The organism is Shewanella sp. H8, assembly GCF_040285065.1.
Lineage (GTDB): Bacteria > Pseudomonadota > Gammaproteobacteria > Enterobacterales > Shewanellaceae > Shewanella > Shewanella polaris.
The window spans coordinates 1,540,769-1,562,022 of the sequence record NZ_CP157213.1 but is presented as its reverse complement, the minus strand read 5'-3'; the positions used below and the strand labels follow the sequence as shown (position 1 = coordinate 1,562,022).

The 21,254-nt window shown below is 41.3% G+C and carries 13 protein-coding genes and 1 pseudogene; 7 read left to right on the top strand and 7 right to left on the bottom strand.

Annotated elements, in window-relative coordinates; genetic code table 11:
• Positions 1–50: 50 nt before the first annotated feature.
• From recC to recD, 3 genes are read left to right on the top strand one after another with little or no spacing between them, the layout of a single operon-like run.
• The gene (gene recC, locus ABIS04_RS06850) at positions 51–3,842 is read left to right on the top strand and encodes an exodeoxyribonuclease V subunit gamma (RefSeq protein WP_350432984.1); all 3,792 of its coding nucleotides are present in this window, start codon (positions 51–53) and stop codon (positions 3,840–3,842) included.
• A complete protein-coding gene (locus tag ABIS04_RS06845; RefSeq protein ID WP_350432983.1) occupies positions 3,842–7,639 on the top strand; it encodes a UvrD-helicase domain-containing protein in 3,798 nt (1,265 codons plus the stop codon). The genes recC and ABIS04_RS06845 overlap by 1 nt, the downstream gene beginning before the upstream one ends.
• Positions 7,633–9,696: an exodeoxyribonuclease V subunit alpha gene (gene recD / locus ABIS04_RS06840; RefSeq protein ID WP_350432982.1), complete on the top strand. Its 2,064-nt coding sequence runs from the start codon at positions 7,633–7,635 to the stop codon at positions 9,694–9,696. Before ABIS04_RS06845 ends, recD begins: the two co-directional genes overlap by 7 nt.
• A gap of 459 nt (positions 9,697–10,155) precedes the next feature.
• Here the strand turns inward: recD and ABIS04_RS06835 are convergent, their stop codons facing one another.
• The 6 genes and pseudogenes from ABIS04_RS06835 to ABIS04_RS06810 all read right to left on the bottom strand — a co-directional run bounded on the left by ABIS04_RS06835 (position 10,156) and on the right by ABIS04_RS06810 (position 14,280).
• Positions 10,156–11,013, bottom strand: coding sequence for a hypothetical protein (locus ABIS04_RS06835; RefSeq protein ID WP_350432981.1), 858 nt, complete (start codon positions 11,011–11,013; stop codon positions 10,156–10,158).
• A 392-nt stretch (positions 11,014–11,405) separates the two neighbouring features.
• The gene (locus ABIS04_RS06830; RefSeq protein ID WP_350433401.1) at positions 11,406–12,383 is read right to left on the bottom strand and encodes a transposase; all 978 of its coding nucleotides are present in this window, start codon (positions 12,381–12,383) and stop codon (positions 11,406–11,408) included.
• A 91-nt stretch (positions 12,384–12,474) separates the two neighbouring features.
• Positions 12,475–12,741, bottom strand: a pseudogene (locus ABIS04_RS06825) (transposase); the annotation flags it as partial.
• Positions 12,742–12,790: 49 nt separating this feature from the next.
• Entirely contained in the window at positions 12,791–13,198 is a 408-nt protein-coding gene (locus ABIS04_RS06820; RefSeq protein WP_350432980.1) for a hypothetical protein, read from the bottom strand.
• Between the two features lie 11 nt (positions 13,199–13,209).
• On the bottom strand, positions 13,210–13,704 hold the full coding sequence (gene lspA / locus ABIS04_RS06815) for a signal peptidase II (protein ID WP_350432979.1): 495 nt from the start codon (positions 13,702–13,704) through the stop codon (positions 13,210–13,212).
• A gap of 225 nt (positions 13,705–13,929) precedes the next feature.
• A complete protein-coding gene (locus ABIS04_RS06810; RefSeq protein WP_350432978.1) occupies positions 13,930–14,280 on the bottom strand; it encodes a hypothetical protein in 351 nt (116 codons plus the stop codon).
• 465 nt (positions 14,281–14,745) lie between these two features.
• Between ABIS04_RS06810 and ABIS04_RS06805 the strand changes: the two genes are divergently transcribed.
• Positions 14,746–15,534 carry a hypothetical protein gene (locus ABIS04_RS06805; RefSeq protein WP_350432977.1) on the top strand — a complete coding sequence of 263 codons (789 nt, stop codon included), beginning with the start codon at positions 14,746–14,748 and terminating at the stop codon, positions 15,532–15,534.
• Between the two features lie 417 nt (positions 15,535–15,951).
• On the opposite strand, the gene ABIS04_RS06800 is transcribed toward ABIS04_RS06805, so the two are convergent.
• Positions 15,952–16,209 (bottom strand): penicillin-binding protein, encoded by a 258-nt coding sequence (locus ABIS04_RS06800; RefSeq protein ID WP_350432976.1) that lies wholly within the window; start codon positions 16,207–16,209, stop codon positions 15,952–15,954.
• A gap of 469 nt (positions 16,210–16,678) precedes the next feature.
• Between ABIS04_RS06800 and ABIS04_RS06795 the strand changes: the two genes are divergently transcribed.
• From ABIS04_RS06795 to ABIS04_RS06785, 3 genes are all read left to right on the top strand, one after another.
• Positions 16,679–18,283 (top strand): alkaline phosphatase, encoded by a 1,605-nt coding sequence (locus ABIS04_RS06795; RefSeq protein WP_350432975.1) that lies wholly within the window; start codon positions 16,679–16,681, stop codon positions 18,281–18,283.
• A gap of 19 nt (positions 18,284–18,302) precedes the next feature.
• A complete protein-coding gene (locus tag ABIS04_RS06790) occupies positions 18,303–20,195 on the top strand; it encodes an alkaline phosphatase (RefSeq protein ID WP_350433400.1) in 1,893 nt (630 codons plus the stop codon).
• 100 nt (positions 20,196–20,295) lie between these two features.
• On the top strand, positions 20,296–21,027 hold the full coding sequence (locus ABIS04_RS06785; protein WP_350432974.1) for a hypothetical protein: 732 nt from the start codon (positions 20,296–20,298) through the stop codon (positions 21,025–21,027).
• The last annotated feature ends 227 nt before the right edge of the window (positions 21,028–21,254 follow it).

Sequence of the window (21,254 nt, the reverse complement as noted above, 5' to 3'; positions counted from 1 at the left end):
ATTAACCTAGAGTCCATAGAATGAATTAATCTCAAATTAGCGGGTCGAACATGCTTACTTTAATTCAATCTAATCAGATGGAAGTGTTATCTGAACAATTGGCCAAACTATTGGCAATTCGTTTAGATAACGTCAGTTTATTAGCCAGTGAGCATGTGTTAGTACAAAGCCCGGGAATGTCGACGTGGCTTCGCTTAGAGATAGCCAAACACAATGGTATCGCCGCTGCATTATCGTTCCCGCTACCCTCAAGTTTTACCTGGCAGTTATGCCATGACCTGCTGCCCAATGTGCCAAAAGATAACGCCTTTACCAAAGCCGCGATGACCTGGAAATTAATGGATTTATTGCCCAGCTTATTAGATGACCCCGATTTTAGTCCGTTAAAGCAATACTTATCACCCCAAGTAGATGACACCCTAGATCCATCAACTGATAATGCTAATGCCAATGTTGAGGATAAGCTTGAGCTTGAGGTTAAAGTAGATCAAGCCAGCGTAAAAAACCTATTGCCACTCAACCAGTCGCTTGACCCATCACATGATGCCATTAAGCTATTTCAATTATGTGGCCGCATTGCCGATATTTTCGATCAATACTTAGTCTATCGCCCTGAATGGATTTTAGCCTGGGAGCAAAACCAGCCATTATCGAGCCTAGATAATCGCCTCGCATTAGATGAAAACCAGCAATGGCAACCTATTCTGTGGCGAGCATTAATCGACTATAACCAACATCATTTGCACGCCAGCCATTATCATCGCGCTAATTTACATGCCGACTTAATTGCGACCCTAGCTAATCCAGACACCGATTTATCCATGTTACCCGCTCGGTTATACGTGTTTGGTATTTCATCCATGCCGCCGCAAACCCTCGATGTGCTTTACCATTTAGCCAGCCGTATTGATGTGATTATGTTGTCGCTCAGCCCCTGCCAGCACTATTGGGGCGATATCGTTGAGCCGAAAACCCGCGCCCGCATGGCGTTGCAATATGCCAATAAAAAACAACTCGACCAAGACTGGGAAGACAAGCTAGAAGTGGGTAACCCGATATTGGCCAATAATGGTCAAATGGGCCGTGAGTTACTGGATTTACTCCTCTCTTTACCGCCAGAACACACTGACTTTGGTTACGATTGTTATGTTGAACCCGAACCAAACAATCTACTGCACGGGGTGCAATTCGATATCCTGCAAATGGAAACCCTCGGTCAACCTTTGGGGCCAAATGCAGATTTATACCAAGATATTCATGCGCGCCGTACGCTATTACCCAATGATGACTCGATAACTTTACGCAGTTGCCACAGTGCCCTGCGCGAAGTGGAAACCTTACATGATCACCTTTTAGAGCTGTTATCAAACAACAGCGACTTAAGCCCTAAAGACATCGTGATCATGATGCCCGATGTCGCAGCGTATGCTCCGTATATTGATGCGGTATTTGGCACAGCCAACAGTCAGTATTTTGCCGACAAAAATCCGCAAAAAGGCGACTATTATATTCCCTACGCTATTGCCGACAGAGGCGCGGCGCAAGAATCACCGTTAATTAATAGCTTTTTAAGCTTGTTAAACATCAATCAAAGCCGCTTTGGTCTAACAGATATTATTGGTATTTTAGAAGTGCCGGCAATTTTGCGCCGCTTTCAACTCGATGATGACGAGCTATCATTAATCCGCGGCTGGTTAGATGACGCCAATGTGCGTTGGGGCCGCAGCGAACAAACCCGTAGCCAGTTAGGCGTGCAACCTTTTACGCAAAACTCATGGGCATTTGGCATTAAACGTTTAATACTCGGCTACGCCTTTAACGACGACGCCGACATTTATCGCGACACCTTAATGGTGCAAGGTATTGAAGGTCAGTCATCGCAGGCATTAGGAAAACTACTCAACTTTTTAGAAACCATCGACACTTATTTTGCACTATTCGCCAGCGACTACAGCACCAGCGAACGCCTTGAACAATTACAACAGTTTTTAGTCGATTGCTACGACACCGACGATGATGAACGCGAACAGATCCAAGCCATTCGCGATGCTTTAGTCACCCTAGACACAGAACTTGAAAGTGCCGGCCATCAAGGCCAGGTTAATATAGAAGTGTTAAAACAGTGGTTTAATCAACGCTTAACTGAATCTCGTGTCGGCCAACGATACCTTGCTGGCAGCGTCAACTTTTGTACATTAATGCCAATGCGCTCTATCCCTTTTAAAGTGGTGTGTTTACTGGGCATGAATGACGGTGTTTATCCGCGGGTACAACATCCGGTTGGATTTGATTTAATGGCGCACTTTGGCCCTAAAAAAGGTGACCGTTCACGCCGATTAGACGACCGCTATTTATTTTTAGAAGCGTTATTATCAGCCAGAGAGCAACTGTACATCAGTTATATTGGTCACAGTGAACGCGATAACGCTGAACGTATAGCGTCAATGTTAGTCTCTGAATTAGTGGAATATTGTCAACTCAGTTACCTACCACAATCCTTACAGCAACAGCTTGAACAACAAGCTGACATCAATCTTGATGACGCCGATAAAGCCGTACTAGCGCAGCTTATACAAGCACAGCCCTTGCAGCCTTTTGACGCTAAATTATTTCGCGACACACCGCCATCTGCCAGTGGCTTAGGTAAATTACAACACAGTTTTAATGCCCAATGGTGCCCGCCGCCAGCAAACGCGACCATTAACAATCACTTTTTTGAGCAAGCATTACCTTTATCGGCCGAACAAGCAGATGAAGTCTTTGCTCACACTCAAGTGAATAGTGACGGACAAAAAGTGGTCGAGCTTGAGTTATCGTCATTAATCCGTTTTTATCGTAATCCGGCGCAATTCTTTTTCAACCGAAGCTTAAAGGTCGATTTATCGCTCAATATTCAAGCCGATGACAACGACGAACCTTTTAGCTTAAATGCACTCGAGCGCTATTTACTGCAATCACGCATGCTCGACAATGCCATTGAGCATCAACTCGACGGTCCAGATCTCGAATTACTTAGTAAGCTCAAAACCAGCGGTGAATTACCCATGGCACCGTTTGACGACTTGTTAATTAATCAATATTTACGCGATATATCGCCGTTGATTAATCGAGTGCAATTTTTACAAGACCAACAAGCCATGCACACGCTGAATGTTGATCTTAACTTTGATCTACCTGCGCATGTTCTATCTGTGCAGGGTTTACCAGCACAAGCAGATCCAACCCAATCGTCCACAGTGCGAGTCAATCTTGTCGGCCGTATTGATGATATTTTACCTAAAGGCTTAGTCAACTACCGCCCGGGCACTGCCCACGGACGAGATTTTATTCGGGTATACCTACGCCACTTATGTATTCATGCCATGGCTAATTCATCTAGCTCAGGCTTAGGTAAAAATCAATTTAGTTACCTACTCGACATTGGTCATTTTCATGCCTTTGCGCCAATAACGGCCGAGCAAGCCAAGGCGCAGCTAATGCGCTTTATCAGTGGTTTTATTCAAGGCCAAGCGCAACCTTTGTGTTTTATGCCTAAAACCGCTTTCGCCTATGTTGAAGCAGATGGCGACCATAACGAGAAATTGCTCAAAGCCGAACAAAAATGGGATGACGGCCAAAACCAATTCGGTGAAGGTCACGACCCGCATAACCAACGTTTATTTCATTTTCCAGACGACTTTAGCGAAGCCAACTTTGGTGCATTAGCCAACCATTTACTGCAACCCATGTTAAGCCTGTATCACAAAGAAAAACTGGCAGAATTAGACACCTTTGTCACCGACACTGCGGTAGACATTCAAGCGCAACTCATTGCCAGCGCTGCACAACAAGGAGCGCAATAATGGAGCCTATTAACGTCACACCACTCAATGCCCTCACCTTACCGTTTAGCGGCTCTAGTTTAATTGAAGCCAGTGCAGGTACAGGCAAAACCTATACTATTTCGGGTTTGTATTTACGTTTATTGTTAGGTCACGGTGGTAAAGCGCCGTTAAGTTGCGAACAAATTTTAGTGGTAACCTTCACCAACGCCGCCACAGAAGAACTGCGAGACCGAATTCGTAAACGGATTAACTTGGCGTTTAAGCGCTTTTTAGGGCTAGCGGTCAATGACGATTTTATCGAACAACTTTACCAAGACACCACTGAGGCTGAGCGCCCAATAGCGTTAAGACGGCTAGATTTAGCCCTAAAATCGTTAGATGAGGCAGCCATTTTTACTATCCATGCCTTTTGCCAACGGGTGTTGTCCGACATGGCATTTGAATCGTCATTGCTATTTGAGTCCGAATTCACCCTCGATGATAGTGAGTTTTTACACCATGCGGTGCGCGATTTCTGGCGTGAAGTCTGTTATCCATTACCGCCCTTTTTGGCGCAAGCCATTAGTGATGTATTTGCTGAACCGGATGTTTTAGCCCAAAAACTGCGACCGTTATTAGGTGCAAGCCAAGCGGTGTTATCAAAACAGCCACCAGCCTTTGAAAAACTACAACAACAGTTAACCCAGAGCATCAGCCGCTTTAGCTTATTGTGGCAAAGCCTAAACGCTAGCACATTGGAATTATTACAAACTCTACCGTTAAACGGTCAGCGTTTTGGTAAAGCCGCCGATGGCTACCCTAAACTCAGCCAATTGTTTGATAGCATAAGTAACTGGGTTAAGTTTGGACAGGGATTACCGCCATTAAAAGCGCTTGAACAATTGGCATTATCCGAACTTAAACTCAACAAAGGCGGTGTTATTCCGAGCGCTGCCGAAGCACCATTACTCGAGTATATGGAGCGTTTGCTGGAATTAATTAATCAGCTTATTCCGTCATTTTTAGTTCGCGCCCGTGAAGGCATCCGTCAACGTTTTGCAGGCCAAAAACAGCAACGCAACTTAATGACGCCCGATGACTTATTATTGAGTTTAGCCATGGCGCTCAGCCAAAATCCGATCACCCTAGCCTATGCCATTGCTAAACGTTTTCCGGTAGCATTAATTGATGAGTTCCAAGACACCGACCCATTGCAATTTACTATTTTTAATCAGGTGTATCAGCAACCACTGGCATCACAGCTGGACCTAACCGCAGATACAAGGGTGAATAGCCCAGATGACATTAGTAATGACAACAACGATGATGACGCTAACAAGGGTCGCTTAAGCTTATTAATGATTGGCGATCCTAAACAGGCGATTTATGCCTTCCGTGGTGCCGATATTTATACCTATATTGCTGCGCGCCAACAAACACAGGCCCATTATAATCTTGATACCAATTACCGTTCATCAACCCAGTTGGTTAATGGGGTTAATCAGTTATTTAGTCAACACCAAGATCCGTTTATTAGCCAAGCTATACCCTATGATATTGTCAAAACGCCGTCATCGGCTGCGAATAAATATCTCAGCGAAGCTAAGCCAAACCCTGCTGCACTGCGGATCCGCCTATTAGCAGAAGACGATGAAAACGGCCTCAATAAAACTACCGCAAGACAACGCCTAGCCGTAGATGCTGCCAGTGAAATTAAGCGCTTACTCACCGAATCACAACAAGGGTTATGCCGAGTTAATACCAGCCTTGAGCAGGAAGCTAAACCGCTCATTGCCAAAGACATCGCCATATTAGTGCGCGATCGAAACGAAGCCGCGGTGATGAAAGCCGCGTTATCGGCCCGTAAAATTGGTGCGGTATTTTTAAGCCGAGACAGTGTATTTAACACCATTGAAGCCCGTGAAATGGCTATTTTATTGTATGCGTTAGCCACCCCTAAAAATGAACGTGCTATCCGCGCTGCACTCGCCACCGAGCTTGTCGGTTTTAATGCCCAGCGTATTCATCAATTTAACCAAGACGAAGAACAACGTCAGCTGGTATTAGATCAATTCACTCATTGGCATCAGTTATGGCAACAACGCGGCGTAATGCCAGCGCTGCTTAACTTTGCCAGCGAAACCCAATTAATCCACCGCTATTTGTCGCAATCTGTCACGACCGACATTAATAATGACAGCAGTTACAGCAGCAAGGGTGACAATAGCGTTAATGATGGTGATGATGACAACTCAGCAGATGCTAAAGCATCAGGCGAAAGACGCTTAACCGACTTTAGGCATTTAGCCGAATTACTACAGCAAAAAGCCACCGAACTTGATGGTAGCAGTGCATTAATTAACTGGTATGAGCAACAACTGATTGGTAATAGTGGCGGAGACGAGCAACAACTGCGCCTAGAAAGTGAACAAAACTTGGTGCAAATTGTCACTATTCATAAAAGTAAGGGCTTAGAATATCCGGTGTGTTTTGTGCCGTTCGTCAGCCTAGCCCGCGGCAATAAAAAACGCCCTGCACCTATGATGTACCATAAAAATGAACAACTTATTTGGGACATCGACGCCACCGACGAAGGCTGGGAACAACTCAAACAAGAAACCCTCGCTGAAGATTTACGCTTACTGTATGTGGCGTTAACGCGACCGGTTTACGTGTGTTATTTGTATATTGCCAACCAAAGCCGTCAGTTAAAGACGGGGATCAGCAGCCAATTACATGAAACGGGTATCGGTTATTTGTTGGGCATTACCGACAAGAAAACGGACTTTGCCCTTATTCAAGCCAAAGTGAATGCAATTGCCACCTTGCCGGCGATGAGTGTGGAATGCTTAGGCAATGATATTGACGATTCTGTGCTCGCTGATATCCACGATAACAATGACCCACTAGCGGCCAAAATAGTGACTCGGGCAAAGAGCCTAGCTTGGCGAGTGGGCAGTTATTCAGGCTTAGTGAAACATTTACCCCACGAAAGAGTCGCGCCCGGTGCCGACGATGAAGATTTTAGTGATGAGTTAATCCAATTACAGTTACAAGATGAAGTTCTCACTGAACCGGTACTGGATCGTTTTAGTTTCGAGCGCGGCGCCAATGCCGGTAGTTTTATGCATTTAGTGTTAGAACTGTTTGATTTTACTCAAGCCGGCACCGAACTGCCACCAGCACTGGCCAAAGCCATGAAACAATATGGATTTGACGAAACCCTGTGGCAACAGCCGCTAATGGACTGGTATCAGCAAATATTGCTCACGCCACTGTTTATCGAGCCAGCGTCAGAGGACACATCACTGACATTCAGCCAATTAGGCATGCAGCAAAAAATGGTCGAAATGGAGTTTTATTTACCTATTTCTACCTTACAAGCGTCGCAATTAAACCATATTTTGCAGCAGCATGGTTATGTCGCAGGGCTCGACTTTGACACCTTAAAAGGCATGTTAAAAGGCTTTATCGATTTAACCTTCGAGCACCAAGGTCAATTCTTTATTGCCGATTATAAGTCCAATCATTTGGGTGATAAATATAGCGATTACACTCACTCGGCTATGGCCAAAGCCATTGATGCTCATCGCTATAATTTACAATACATCTTATATACCTTGGCATTGCATCGTTACTTGTCGCTTAGATTACCAAACTACAATTATCAGCAGCATATTGGCGGCTGCTATTATCTGTTTTTACGCGGTATGCATCCTGATCATCCTGGCGCGGGGGTGTTTTATGACAAACCGCCACAAACATTAATCGAACAACTCGACTACTTATTTTCAGGACAAACAGACAATCGTGCGCCGGAGACGTCATCATGCTAACACTCAGCCACCCGATCACGGAATTACTCCCGCTTTGGCAACAACAGCGACGCCTTACCGCACTCGATAGGCATTTTGCTTTAGAGCTGGCTAACATAGAAGCTATCGATAACAACCCAAACATCACCGAAGCACAATCGCAGCTTTTTTTACTGGTTTGCGCCTTGCTCAGTCAGCAATTGTCTAATCAGCACAGTTGTTTAGTCATCGAGCAAATTGATCTCACTAATCCCATGGCAGAAGACAGCCATCGTCACGCTGAGATCAATTGTTGTATCACACTCAATCATCAACAATTGATGGAGCAAATTTGTTTATTTGATGCTGTGGGTCAGCTGGGTGACAACACCCCGATGATTTTTGAACATGGTCGCCTATATTTAAATAAGTACCATTTTTTTGAAACTCAAGTCGCGAGTAAGTTAACCCATCTAGCCCATAAACCGCTTGAAAACGAGTTAACTCACAGTAATCTGCCGCAACTAATCGAGTGCTTATTTGCCGCAGAAAACAACAATAACAGTTCGTTTAACTGGCAAAAAATTGCCACTGCCACAGCCTTAGTAAAAGCATTAGCGGTAATTACTGGCGGCCCAGGAACCGGTAAAACCACCACAGTAACCAAGCTATTATTGTTACTGTTAACCCAATCGCCGCTAACCATTCGTTTAGTTGCGCCCACGGGAAAAGCGGCCGCTAGGTTAAGCGAATCGATTAAAGCATCCAAACAGCGCTTATTGAAAGAATTAAGCCAAATAGCTGAGCCTTCATTGAAGCTGATATTAAATAATGCACTGAACCAAATTCCTGAAGACGCTTCTACATTGCATCGACTGTTAGGCGTCATCCCCAATTCGCATCAATTTAGACACCATCAAGATAATCCACTGCGACTAGATTTACTGGTGGTCGATGAAGCCTCTATGGTCGACTTACCCATGATGTATAAATTACTTAGCGCCCTGCCGTCCCACGGTCGCTTGATATTATTAGGTGACCAAGACCAGTTAGCTTCAGTAGAAGCTGGTGCAGTACTGGCGGATATTTGTGTAGGCTTAAAACAAGTCAACCAGCATGAGGCGTCACCCTGGTCAATGCGCTACAGCGCCGCACAAGCTAAATTAATACAACGATTAACCCAACAGGATGTCAGCCAGTTTATTGATCCACAGCCCCAAATAGGTGACAGCTTGTGTATGTTGATGCACAGCCATCGCTTTAAAGGCGATGCGGGTATTGGGTTATTAGCCAGTGCGGTTAATCAATCTAATATCAGTGCCATTCGCCAAGTATGGCTGCACAAACATGCCGAATTAGACTGGTTTGAACATCAGCTTAATGCCCAAGGTGATAACAGCGGTAAACAAGCGTTATTGGCATTATCGGTACAGGCTTATGGTGAGTATCTGAGTTTAGTTCAAGAGAACCAACGGACGATTGTGGAGCAAGCTAGCTCGAAACAAACAGAGGTACAAGACAGCGCCATAACAATGCCGCATTCAGAACAAACCATCATCGACAGCTTTAACCACTATCGAGTGCTGTGTGCCATGCGCGCCGGCGAATTTGGGGTTGAGGGCATGAACATTGCCATCACCGACAGTCTTAAACACGCCAAACTGATTAATCCCCAAAATGAGTTCTATTTAGGCCGACCGATCATTATTCAAAGTAACGATTACAACCTAGGCTTATTTAATGGCGACATTGGGTTAATCTTACAAGACAGCACTAAGCCAAGTCGCTTAATGGCCCACTTTGTTATGGCCGATGGCAGCCTACTTAAAGTATTACCCGCACGCTTACCCAGCCACGACACCTGCTACGCCATGACCGTACATAAAAGCCAAGGCAGCGAGTTTGATAAAGTCAGCTTTGTATTGCCCCACAAACCCAGTCCCGCACAATGGCAGTTACTCAGTAAAGAACTGCTTTATACCGCCATCACTCGCGCCAAAAACCATTTTTATTGTTTAGGCACTAATATGGTATTTGAAAAAGCCAGCAAACAAGCCACATCGCGGGCGTCGGGGTTAGCGTGGAGATTGTGGGGCTGATTGTTGAGCTAATGGTGTGACTGATTGTGGGGTTGATTATAAAGATAGTAGTGAGCGCTATTTCAGGGTAAGCAAGTACTCAATAACAAACAGATAATGACGCAATAATATCGATGGGAAAGAGAAACTCATAGTGCAGATGATTAAGCGAGACGCTGGCGGTTGATTTTCAAAATCAGCCTCCATGTGAGCTTAGCCAAAACATCCATGTTTTGGATACTCGCTAACTCATCGGCATCTATTATTTTATTATCTTTGATTTGGCTTTTTGGATTTCTACAGGTAAAGCATTTAGGTGCTAGCAATAATTTTAAAAATTCAATATAGGGTTAGTTCATGGTTTTATTCGGGAAATAAGGTATCTAGAATCAGAATCGTTAACGTTTTTGTTGCGGGGTGGTGAAGCGTAGCGAGGAACAAGAGAAGTATAACCATCCCCCTAACTGATTGTTAGAGCGATTACTTGAAGCCTTGATGAACATTCCCAGTTACTTCAAATTGACTTTGCTGAAACTCTACCGACGGAATATCAACATGCTCTCCTAGCCAAGGCCACACTTCATTAGTTTTACCATTAGCCTGATGAGCTACATAGAAAAATGATATTACGGACTCTGTACAGTTGATAATGTTAAAAATCGAATCTTTAAAGTAGGTTTTATAAAATTCAGTCGCAGCAATAGATTTCTGATGGATTATCTCATTTCGGTACTCTTCAAGGATAACGAACTTTCCCCACCATTTTTGCTTTTCAACAGCTGTAGTTTCATACAAATCTGGAAGTATATATTTGATCTTTGTTTTTAAGCTAAGCCAACGTTCAATGGCTGCTTTATCATGTGACTCTGTAATACCTTTCGAGTTTTTCTTGGCTTGGTAAATATAACTCTGAGGTATACTAAGATTCGCAAATGCCTCTAACGCAGTATAAGCAAAGACGATTGCAGATTGAATTTCTTCTATGTAGTCGTAAACGTCTTTGGAAATAGCACCTATCGCTTTGCTTTTATTTCCACTTAGTTTGGTAATATCCAACTCATAACTGTTGCTTTTGAATTTTCGATCGAAAATTTCTTTTGCTCGACTTGATGCTTTGGTGCTTACACTCATCAATATTCCGATGTTATTTGGCACGAAGTAACTAATCTTTCTAGATCGATTGAGTTTGACTGTATCAATATCTTGAATCAACATCGAGCCGCTATTATCTTTAGCGAAATGAAACGTAGGTTTCGTCATTCTCAAGTCAAATATGTTGTATTCCTCAGGTGTCAAACCAACCACTAACGAACTTTTAAATTTATTGTCACTCTTCATTGCTCGCCTATCGTTATGAAAGATTAATCGTACCACCCATTTTATGATAATTAACATAACTTCTTTTAGCTTTAATTGCGATAATATTCTGTACGATTCATATGTATAAATTGAATAAGAATTATCAACAAACTGAGTACTAAATGGAAAATAGTGAGCAATACGGAAAGTTAACTATGCCACCCAATTTTATGATAGTTAACATAACTTCTTTTAGCTTTGATTGCGATAATATTCTGCACGATTCATATGTATAAATTGAATAAGAATTATCAACAAACTGAGCACTAAATGGAAAATAGTGAGCAATACTGCAAATCCAACACAGCACTAGTCGCTTGATTGATATCAAGCTGGAAAGGAGGTTATTATTTTGTTTTTGAGATTAAACCTTAAGCACACAACCAGCGCTGGCAGTTTGATGCGCCTTGTCGCCGCTTTCGCTCTAGGTGTTCACAATATTGTGTTAATGCAGGTAAAGCCCCTACCGCACCTTTGAATAATGCACCAAACTCTGTGGTGATTTTCAACCAGTTTTCAGCAGGAATATTTAATCTATTAAGAATGTCTTGGCTACTTGCGCTAATAGCGCCTCGCTTATCTTCTCGAATAATCCGACCGGTATCTTCGACTAGTACTATGTAATCTTTCACTCTGAACATTAGCCCGTTAGGCATGTTTAGTCGTTCATTACCCACAAACGGTAATAGTTCTGCTGGTTGCTCACCTTTAATCGCTGAATTTATACGTCGTTGAATACTGGTGTAGCCTGAGTTTTCAGGGGTGGTAGCAATTCTGGCACGAATAGGATTTAAATCGACATAGGCCATACAAGCTAACACTGCGGCTTCATCAAGCAAAGCTTGAGATTTAAACCGCCCTTCCCAGAAACGGCCAGTGCACTTATCTTCTTTATTGGCCTGTCTGGCAATCGGTTCATTCAAGGAGCGCATAAACCAACTTATATCGACTAAGCGTTGTCGGTATTGGCTGATACAGTCATTTACCGTCTTTAACTCAAATTCATTCAGTTCTTCACCTTTTACAAATCTATGTGTCAGTAAGGTACCTTTAAAACCTTTATGCCACTGTATCAGCACATCTTTATCTGACCAGTGTTTTGCTTTATCTGCATCGACTTTAACAACGACATGTAAGTGATTGCTCATCACTGCATACGCACAAATATCAATAGCAAAGATGGTAGCAAGTTCAAGTATACGAGAATCAACCCATTCACGCCGATGCTCAAAATTCTCGCCTGTCGAGTTATCGATACCACACAAAAAGGCTTTACGCACAACACGCGAACAACAATGATAAAAAGGAGTGTCTTCTAAGCTAACGATAGTTTGTCTTGGTCTGGCCATCATTCATTACCTACAAGTAAATAAAGATAACTAAAGACTAGACCAATGCTTAAATATTCGCCAACAAACTTGGGTGGCTATATAAATTCTTTTTATCTGACCAGTGTTTTGCTTTATCTGCATCGACTTTAATAACGACATGTAAGTGATTGCTCATCACTGCATAAGCACAAATATCAATAGCAAAGATGGTAGCAAGTTCAAGTATACGAGAATCAACCCATTCACGACGATGCTCAAAATTCTCGCCTGTCGAGTTATCGATACCACACAAAAAGGCTTTACGCACAACACGCGAACAACAATGATAAAAAGGAGTGTCTTCTAAGCTAACAATAGTTTGTCTTGGTCTGGCCATCATTCATTACCTACAAGTAAATAAAGATAACTAAAGACTAGACCAATGCTTAAATGTTCGCCAATAATCTTGGGTGGCCATATAAATTTGTTTTTGCTTCGTTTAGGTAGTCAGCCATCTTTTTAATATGGCCATCTCCCTCCTCACAGAACGCCATGACATATGCGCCCGACCAATTGTCCCAGCCTAATCCAAGCTTGAGACCAGACAGTTCTATTTCAGCTACAACTTCGCTTACAAATACAGTTGGCTCGCCCACAGGAGTAAAACCAAAATGTTTCCGTAGCAATTCGCCAAGCACGGACACAAATTTAGTATTAGCTCTTTCTATCTCGAAGCTAAGGTGACCATTTTTAGCGGTAATGGTATTACCTGATAAATATTTCATCTTACTCATAGCATGTAACGTTTTAGTATTTATGCGTTGCGCTGTTTGCAAATCAACCATGCCACCCATTTTTATTCTTGTTAGCTGCCAGTTACACTTTTTTCTGAAGATACAAAGAACAGCATAAATACACCAAGCATGATAGCGATGTCAGCAACATTAAAGATGCCTGTTCTTAACGAGCCTATACCTATATTTAAAAAATCAACGACAGCACCATTATTTACTACACGATCATAGAAATTGCTTAACCCACCTGAAAAGATTAAAGAAAGTGCAATTAATGATGATAAGTTCTGTTTAGAGTTCTGAATTAAATATGCAAGTAAGCCAAATAAAAAAGCACCAACTAAAACAACGAAAATCCAGAAGCGAGCACTATCTGATAAAGTGTTACCCAACCCAAGAAATGCACCTATATTTTCGGTATAACCAATTCTTAAAATATCATTAAGATAACTCGTCATTTGACCTTTTGGGAGATATTCTGAAGCTAATATTTTAGTGCCTTGGTCACAACCAACGCATGAAAATGTAACGACTAAGATAGTTAAAACTCTTTTCCAAACATCCATATTACGACTAACCCCTTTTTGGCTGCTAACGCCCGCTTAAGCGGACAAAAATTGTTGAAAAATCAACCATGCCAGCCATTTTTATTGCCGATAAACAGGATGGCTTGTTTAGCTTCAATTCTTGATCTGTTATTGACTCGCTCAAGAGTAGCATCTCAAGTATTGAGGCTCAAAACTTGAGATTAGGACGCGGCTTAACGCAGCCGCTCCTTATTAGTTAGACTTTTAAAATAACCAACCAGTAGGGTTCTCAATGGGTTTTTCCAGCTCAAGCGCTTTCATGCCCTTGAGTGAGCGGATTATTAGCCAGACAGCCCAAAATAAGAGTACAAACCACCCAATGATAACTAAGGATAAAATTGAGCCTAAGAAGATATAAATAGCACCAATCCAAAAAGTTCTAATTTGAAACTGATAATGGGTTTTTAACCACTCAGGAGCATCACCTTTATTGATGTAAGCCATTACTACACCGATGATACCTGTAATACCAAACAGTAAACCTACCATATAAAGTATGTAAACTATTTTGGCTTGATCCTTAGTCGCTGGTACATGTTCTACTTCTTCACTCATCTATTTTCTCCTTTGATTTTGATGAATTTTATAATTGATTCTTCAATCTTTACTTAACAAGAATCTATGCCACTCATTTTTAAGGCAATTAACATAACTGCTTTTAGGGTTGATTGCGATAGCTTTCTGATTATTCAAATGTAAAAATTGAACGAAAATCATCAACAAACTGAGTGGCATATGGAAAATGATGAGCAATACGGTAGAGTTAAAGCCGCACTCGCGGCTTGATTGATATCAAGCGGGAAAGGAGATGATTGTTTTAATGTTAGTTTTAGTGCTAGTTTCGAAGATTAAGCCTTAAGCACACAATCAACACAGGCTCAACGCAGGCAGTTTGAAGCACCTTTACATAATGAACCAAAACTACTTGGTACATAGCGTTTTTAATCCATTACATCAATGTTATAACCTGATAAAATATCTAGCTAAATTACTTAGTTAAAATACTTAAAAGGACTTATTTTGAAAAAAATATTGTTTATAGCCTGTGTGCTTTTGTCATCTAACAGCTTTGCTTTAGATCTCGCCAAATATCCGATAGAGCTGAGTTCTGGTGATGGTGTTAATGTGGTTATTGCACCAACAACAGACAAAAAACAGGCGTTAGTAAAAGTAACCGGCATTAATCACGAGATTGATGACATTACATTTTTGACCGATTTTAAACCTCACGGTAGTAACAACGCTTATAAATATAGTTATGATGGCTCTGAGCGCAGCCTCGTAAGTGTCGATGACGGATATGGTTGTTGCTCGTATACCCTCTATATACCTGAAACACGAGAAGGCACTTATTTATCAAAAAAAGAAGAGTCTAACCCTGCAATAGTTGCCGAGTTAAAAGCACAATACGAACAGCAATTAAGTAAAGGGATTCAAGCTAAACTAGCGGATTTTAATCGTGATAAACACTTAACTTACCAACAGAAAAAAATCTCTGCGGCCAATAGCGAAATTGATAAACAGTGTGGATTAAAAATAGAAACGATTGTCGATTGGAAAACTATTGATGATAAAACATTACAAAAATACGCAGTAGGTTCATTTTGCGCACAGGTCGCCAGCGAAATGGTTTCTATGTGTGAAAACGATCCAAGCTTTAAAAATAAAATCGCTCAAATTAATACTATTGAATGTCAATTTACCAATGAGTTAAAACTGCGTCAAAACAGTCAAACCCTAACATTTAAAACGGCACCTAAAGCGCCAAATCAACCTCAGTTCATTAAGTCTTATTTACTAAACTTATAATGCAGGTCTAACAACAAAAAAGCACCTTAAGGTGCTTTTTTGTTGTCGATATGAATCAAATACCATCAAACCTAATGAAATAATTAGCTCAAAAAATTATCAGACTAATTAACAGTAATGGTTTTCTCATAGTATTCAAGTTGTTATAAGCATTTATGGCTGTCCAATTTCAGTTTACGGCTGTCTAGCTTTAGTTTCGTTAGCCATTTAACTCTACTCTATATGGGACTCTTTTAAAGATGCCGATCTGCTTTCACTGTTTGCACAAATACATGATCATGATAAAAAGCTGCAATGACATTTACGCTTATGCATAAAATGCTAATTTATTTGTAACTACTGCAGTCTATCCCCAAATTAACCAAAAGCTAACCATTGCGATCCATTTTTATCGCCACATTATTGAACACCACTATATCAATAGGTTGAATTGGGAGTGCTCTCTGGATTCACCTCACCATAAATTTCTTCAGGATCAACATCATTAATCAATAATATTTCTCTAACAGTTTCAATATGATCTAATATTTTTTGGTAATTATCACCATACTCATATTTAGTCACTTCAATGGATTTAGGCATGTACGTAAACGCGATTTTTAATGCGTTTAATGCAGACTCACTCATTTTGTCACTCTTTACTTCATTATTTGCATCACTTATCTCTTTACTCATAACTTCCCCCATACAAACAGTCCTTATTTAATAGTCTGAATTGATAGCACTTTACTCAACTATTCTGCCACAAGACAGACTTGCAATTGATTGTATCAATAAGCACACAAGCGGTGCATGACTCCAACTATGCCGCTCTTTTTATCGCTAATCAACTTAACGGCTTCCGACTCAGATTACGATAGATTTTCACGATAGCGAACTAACAAAATATTCAATTTAATCATACACTTGAGCACAAACAACCGATGAGACATTTAAAAGTATAAAAGATAGAAAACTTTTCATTCTACAAAACCCCAATACTAGGACCATTATTAAATAACTGTAAAATCAACCGCTTGATAGGTATACACAAAACTGAAACCCATTTGTCAATAAATTGTAACCCTAGTGTTACCTAATGTTCATTGTAACCCACTATGTTATAGCCACGTTCTAAAATAACTTAACTACAACATAGGGTAATATGAATATGCTCAAACAAGGCTTATCAGTGGTTATCGCTAGTATATTGTCTTCGGCAACATACGCAGGAGCTGCAACCGCAGCGACAACGACTGACACACAACTCAATAATGCTTGGTATAAAGACGGCCAAGCAACCATCACAGAAAAATTACAACAATCAAGATCAACAAGAGCAAAAAATGTCATCTTGTTTGTTGGCGATGGTATGGGTATTTCTACACTTACCGCAGCTCGAATTTTAAAAGGACAATTAGCCGGTAATTCTGGTGAAGAAGGTTACTTAAGCTTTGAAACATTTCCTTATTCAGCACTGGTTAAAACTTACAATGTAGATGCACAAACACCAGACTCTGCAGGCACCATGACAGCCATGATGAGTGGCTTAAAATCAGACGCCGGTGTTCTAGGTGTTGATGAAGATGTTGTTCGTGGTACTTGTGCCTCAGTCAAAGGCAACGAAGTAGTAACAGCCTTAGAGTTAGCCGAAATAAAAGGCTTGTCGACAGGTGTGTTATCAACTGCGCGTATTACTCATGCAACGCCAGCCGCCACATATGCAAAATCAGCAGACCGTAACTGGGAAGATATCTCAGACATGGATATTGAAAATAATGCTGAACGTGCAGATTGTGAAGATATTGCATCACAACTGGTTAACTTTGAAAAAAATCTAGAACAACGTTACACCGGAGTTGATGTAGACGGCATTGATGTTGTTATGGGCGGCGGACGTCGTCATTTTTTACCTAAAGATGCCACATTTAATAGTGCCGATGCTGTAAGCGATATTGAAGGCGACCGTACAGATGGTCGTGATTTGACCGCAGAATGGAGTGCTATGTATCCAAATGGCCAATACGTTATTGACCAAACTGGATTTGATGCCATTGACACAGAAACCTCTGAACGTGTTTTTGCTTTATTCAATGAATCTCATATGCAATACGAAGCCGACCGAGCCAATGATATTGCTGGCGAACCAAGCCTTTCTCAAATGACAGAAAAGGCCATTAAAATACTTGATAACAATCCGAAAGGTTACTTTTTAACGGTTGAATCAGGACGAATTGACCATGGTCATCATGCTGGTAGCGCAAGCACAGCACTAAATGATGCGATTGAGTTTTCAAATGCAGTTCAAGCTGCATTAGATGCAACAAATGATGAAGAAACGCTAATCATTGTCACCGCCGATCACAGCCATGTGTTTACGATTGCTGGTTATCCAAAACGTGGTAACCCTATTTTGGGTAAAGTCGTTGGTATTGGTGCTACTGACCCTAGCGAAGATTCAGATGGTAATCCTTACACCACATTAGGTTACAGCAATGGACTTGGTTTCAGAGACTTAGGCACTGAAACAGATGGCGATGCATCTTATGCTTCTGAAGCCATCGCAGGCCGTCAAGACATCACTGCGATCGATACCACTACATCAGGCTATCACCAAGAAGTTACTGTTCCATTAAGTAGCGAAACTCACGCAGGAGAAGATGTTGCTATTCATACATCTGGTCCAGGAGCGCAATTAGTTCAAGGTACTGTTGAACAAAGTGTTGTATTCCATTTAATTAATCGCGCTCTTGGTTTAGTTGGTCAATAGACCCTATAAGGTTTTTATGATGAATAAATTTATACTATCAACAATAACAGTTTCTTTGGTTTGTGCATTATCAGCTTGTGGCGACGACGGTGACAATGGTACAGATGGAGTAAACGGTACTAATGGTACTAACGGAACCAACACATTAATCACACAAACACTTTTATCAGTAGGTAATGAAAATTGTATCAATGGCGGTATGCAAATTGACACAGGTATAGATACAAATGCTGATACTGTTTTAGATGCGTCTGAAATAACAGCAACTCAATATGTATGTTCACCTGCTGCGACCACAGTAAATGATACCGAACTATTAACCAGTTTGAATAATTCATGGTTTAGACAAGGCGCTGCCGAAATAGAAACGGCAGACGATATTTGGAACAAAATAGATAGCCAATTAGCAAACAATGCCAAGGTATCGATTGCAAAAGTATCTAGCACGGAAGAAATAACCGCACTTAAAGGCTCAGCTAAAAATGTGATTTTATTTGTTGGTGACGGTATGGGTGTTTCAACCGTAACCGCAGCACGTATTTTAGATGGCCAAAATAAAGGCATGCAGGGTGAAGAAAACCAATTAAGCTTTGATAAATTCCCATTTTCTGGTTTAGCAAAAACTTACAACGTTGATGCACAAACGCCTGATTCTGCTGGAACAATGACAGCCATGATGTCGGGAGTTAAAACAGATTCAGGCGTGTTAGGTGTTGACGAAAATGTGGTTAGAGGCAACTGTGCTAGTACTAAAGGCATTGAAATGATTACTGCACTAGAGTTAGCTGAGATTGCAGGAAAATCAACGGGTGTAATCTCAACCGCACGCATTACTCACGCGACACCTGCTGCGACTTATGCAAAGTCAGCAGAACGCAACTGGGAAGACATCTCAGATATGGATATTGCCAACAACCCTGAACGTGCCGATTGTGAAGATATTGCATTACAGTTAGTTAATTTTGAAGCCAACTTAGAAGCTAGATATGCCGGTGTAGATGTTGATGGCATTGAAGTTGTGATGGGTGGTGGCCGTCGTCACTTTTTACCTAAAGATGCAGCCTATAACAGCAATGATGCAGTCAGTACCATTGAAGGTGACCGTACTGATGGCCGTGACCTAACCGCAGAATGGCAAGCTCAATACGCAACAGGTGTTTATGTCGTTGACCAAGCTTCATTTAATGCTATAGACACTGAGGCTACACCACGCATATTTGGTTTATTTAACGAATCACACATGCAATATGAAGCTGACCGTGAAAATGATATTGCTGGTGAACCTAGCTTGTCAGAAATGACAGCCACTGCCATTAAGGTGCTTGATAATAACGACAAAGGTTTCTTCTTAACGGTAGAATCTGGTCGTATTGACCATGCTCACCATGCCGGAAATGCATACAATGCACTAAATGATGCCATCGAGCTTGCTAAAGCTGTACAAGTCGCAGTTGATGCAACAAGCGAAGAAGACACCTTAATTATTGTTACTGCAGATCACAGCCATGTATTTACCATTGCTGGCTACCCTAAACGTGGTAACCCAATATTAGGTAAAGTGGTTGGTATTGGTGCGACCGACCCAAGTTTAGCCTCAGACGACATGCCTTATACAACGGTAGGTTACACTAACGGCCTTGGCTTTAGAGATTTAGGGACCGAAACTGATGCCGATGCAAGTTATGCAGCGGCTGCGGTAACCGGCCGTGTTGACTTAACCGATGTTGATACATCTACAGCGGGTTTCCACCAAGAGTCATTAGTACCATTAGGCAGTGAAACTCATGCGGGTGAAGACGTTGGAGTTTTTGCAGTAGGACCTGGCGCTCACTTAATTACAGGGACTAATGAGCAAAGCTTAATATTCCATGTAATGGATTATGCTGGCAACCTTTCTGGCGCAGCCGAGTAAATACCGCTAAATAAGTCATCATTAAAGAATAGGGGTTCGCCCCTATTCTTTAACTTTTAGCCTCAATCTTGATACTTAATCAGCCAAAAAGACAAAACACATGAAAACTCTATTATTAATAACCGCTATCATTTTCCCGTTATTTGCATCAGCAAGTGACATTTGCCAATCAACTGCCCTTATGGCGACCTATAATATTGAACCAACGACTAATGACTTAGCACCAAACAAACAAAACCAACTGGTTTTATTAAGAGCCCAAAACTCTGTATTTCATATCAGCAATCACGAAGTAGCAACACAGTGGACAACACTGCCACATAATCACATGAAAAAAACCTCATACTTTATTGATGACAAACGTGCCATTGAATATGAAGCAACCAAAACGATATCTAATCAAGCATGGCAATATCATGCTCAATTACTGCACCCATTATTTCAACAGCAGTCAACACTCATTAAGACGACTGGACAAGGTTGCGATAAACTAGAACATTATCAACAACAAACAAATACAAAAACGGTTGATATATGGTGGTTTCCTGCAAAAAAATTAGTACAACGCATTAGTACTATATTGTCAGATAAAAGTGGACCTGCAGATAAAGCCATAAATTGGCAGTTATCCGAAATGACTTACGACAACAAAGTGATTCAACAACAGTTAGATACATTCTCTGCATACCAATCGACCGACTTTGCTGATATTGGCGATAATGAATCTGACCCGTTTTTTAGAAAAATGATCAACTTAGGTTTTATTGAGCACAGTGCATCAGGATTTTATGATAGTGAAGGTCATTCATTATCGTCAGCACATCAGCATTAACAGCGTACTGATGTGATGAGTGAGATTTATCGACACTCTACACTTATATCGCAAATGCAGAGAACGTCGTCCTGAGTTTGTAAATCTGTCATATCCTTTTTCATATCAATGTGAAAAGGGATAAGTTTGAGTCATTATTGAGGTCGGTGCGAATGGGGGTTTCTGTTATGAGTAAATCTTGCGATTAACACTACTTTTAACCTAAGCACTAAGCACTAAGCACTAAG

Bases quoted from the DNA above. Each gene is read 5' to 3' on its own strand.
- recC (WP_350432984.1), top strand. From the start codon at position 51: ATGCTTACTTTAATTCAATCTAATCAGATGGAAGTGTTATCTGAACAA.
- ABIS04_RS06845 (WP_350432983.1), top strand. From the start codon at position 3,842: ATGGAGCCTATTAACGTCACACCACTCAATGCCCTCACCTTACCGTTT.
- recD (WP_350432982.1), top strand. From the start codon at position 7,633: ATGCTAACACTCAGCCACCCGATCACGGAATTACTCCCGCTTTGGCAA.
- ABIS04_RS06835 (WP_350432981.1), bottom strand. From the start codon at position 11,013: ATGAAGAGTGACAATAAATTTAAAAGTTCGTTAGTGGTTGGTTTGACA.
- ABIS04_RS06830 (WP_350433401.1), bottom strand. From the start codon at position 12,383: ATGGCCAGACCAAGACAAACTATCGTTAGCTTAGAAGACACTCCTTTT.
- ABIS04_RS06820 (WP_350432980.1), bottom strand. From the start codon at position 13,198: ATGGGTGGCATGGTTGATTTGCAAACAGCGCAACGCATAAATACTAAA.
- lspA (WP_350432979.1), bottom strand. From the start codon at position 13,704: ATGGATGTTTGGAAAAGAGTTTTAACTATCTTAGTCGTTACATTTTCA.
- ABIS04_RS06810 (WP_350432978.1), bottom strand. From the start codon at position 14,280: ATGAGTGAAGAAGTAGAACATGTACCAGCGACTAAGGATCAAGCCAAA.
- ABIS04_RS06800 (WP_350432976.1), bottom strand. From the start codon at position 16,209: ATGAGTAAAGAGATAAGTGATGCAAATAATGAAGTAAAGAGTGACAAA.
- ABIS04_RS06795 (WP_350432975.1), top strand. From the start codon at position 16,679: ATGAATATGCTCAAACAAGGCTTATCAGTGGTTATCGCTAGTATATTG.
- ABIS04_RS06790 (WP_350433400.1), top strand. From the start codon at position 18,303: ATGAATAAATTTATACTATCAACAATAACAGTTTCTTTGGTTTGTGCA.
- ABIS04_RS06785 (WP_350432974.1), top strand. From the start codon at position 20,296: ATGAAAACTCTATTATTAATAACCGCTATCATTTTCCCGTTATTTGCA.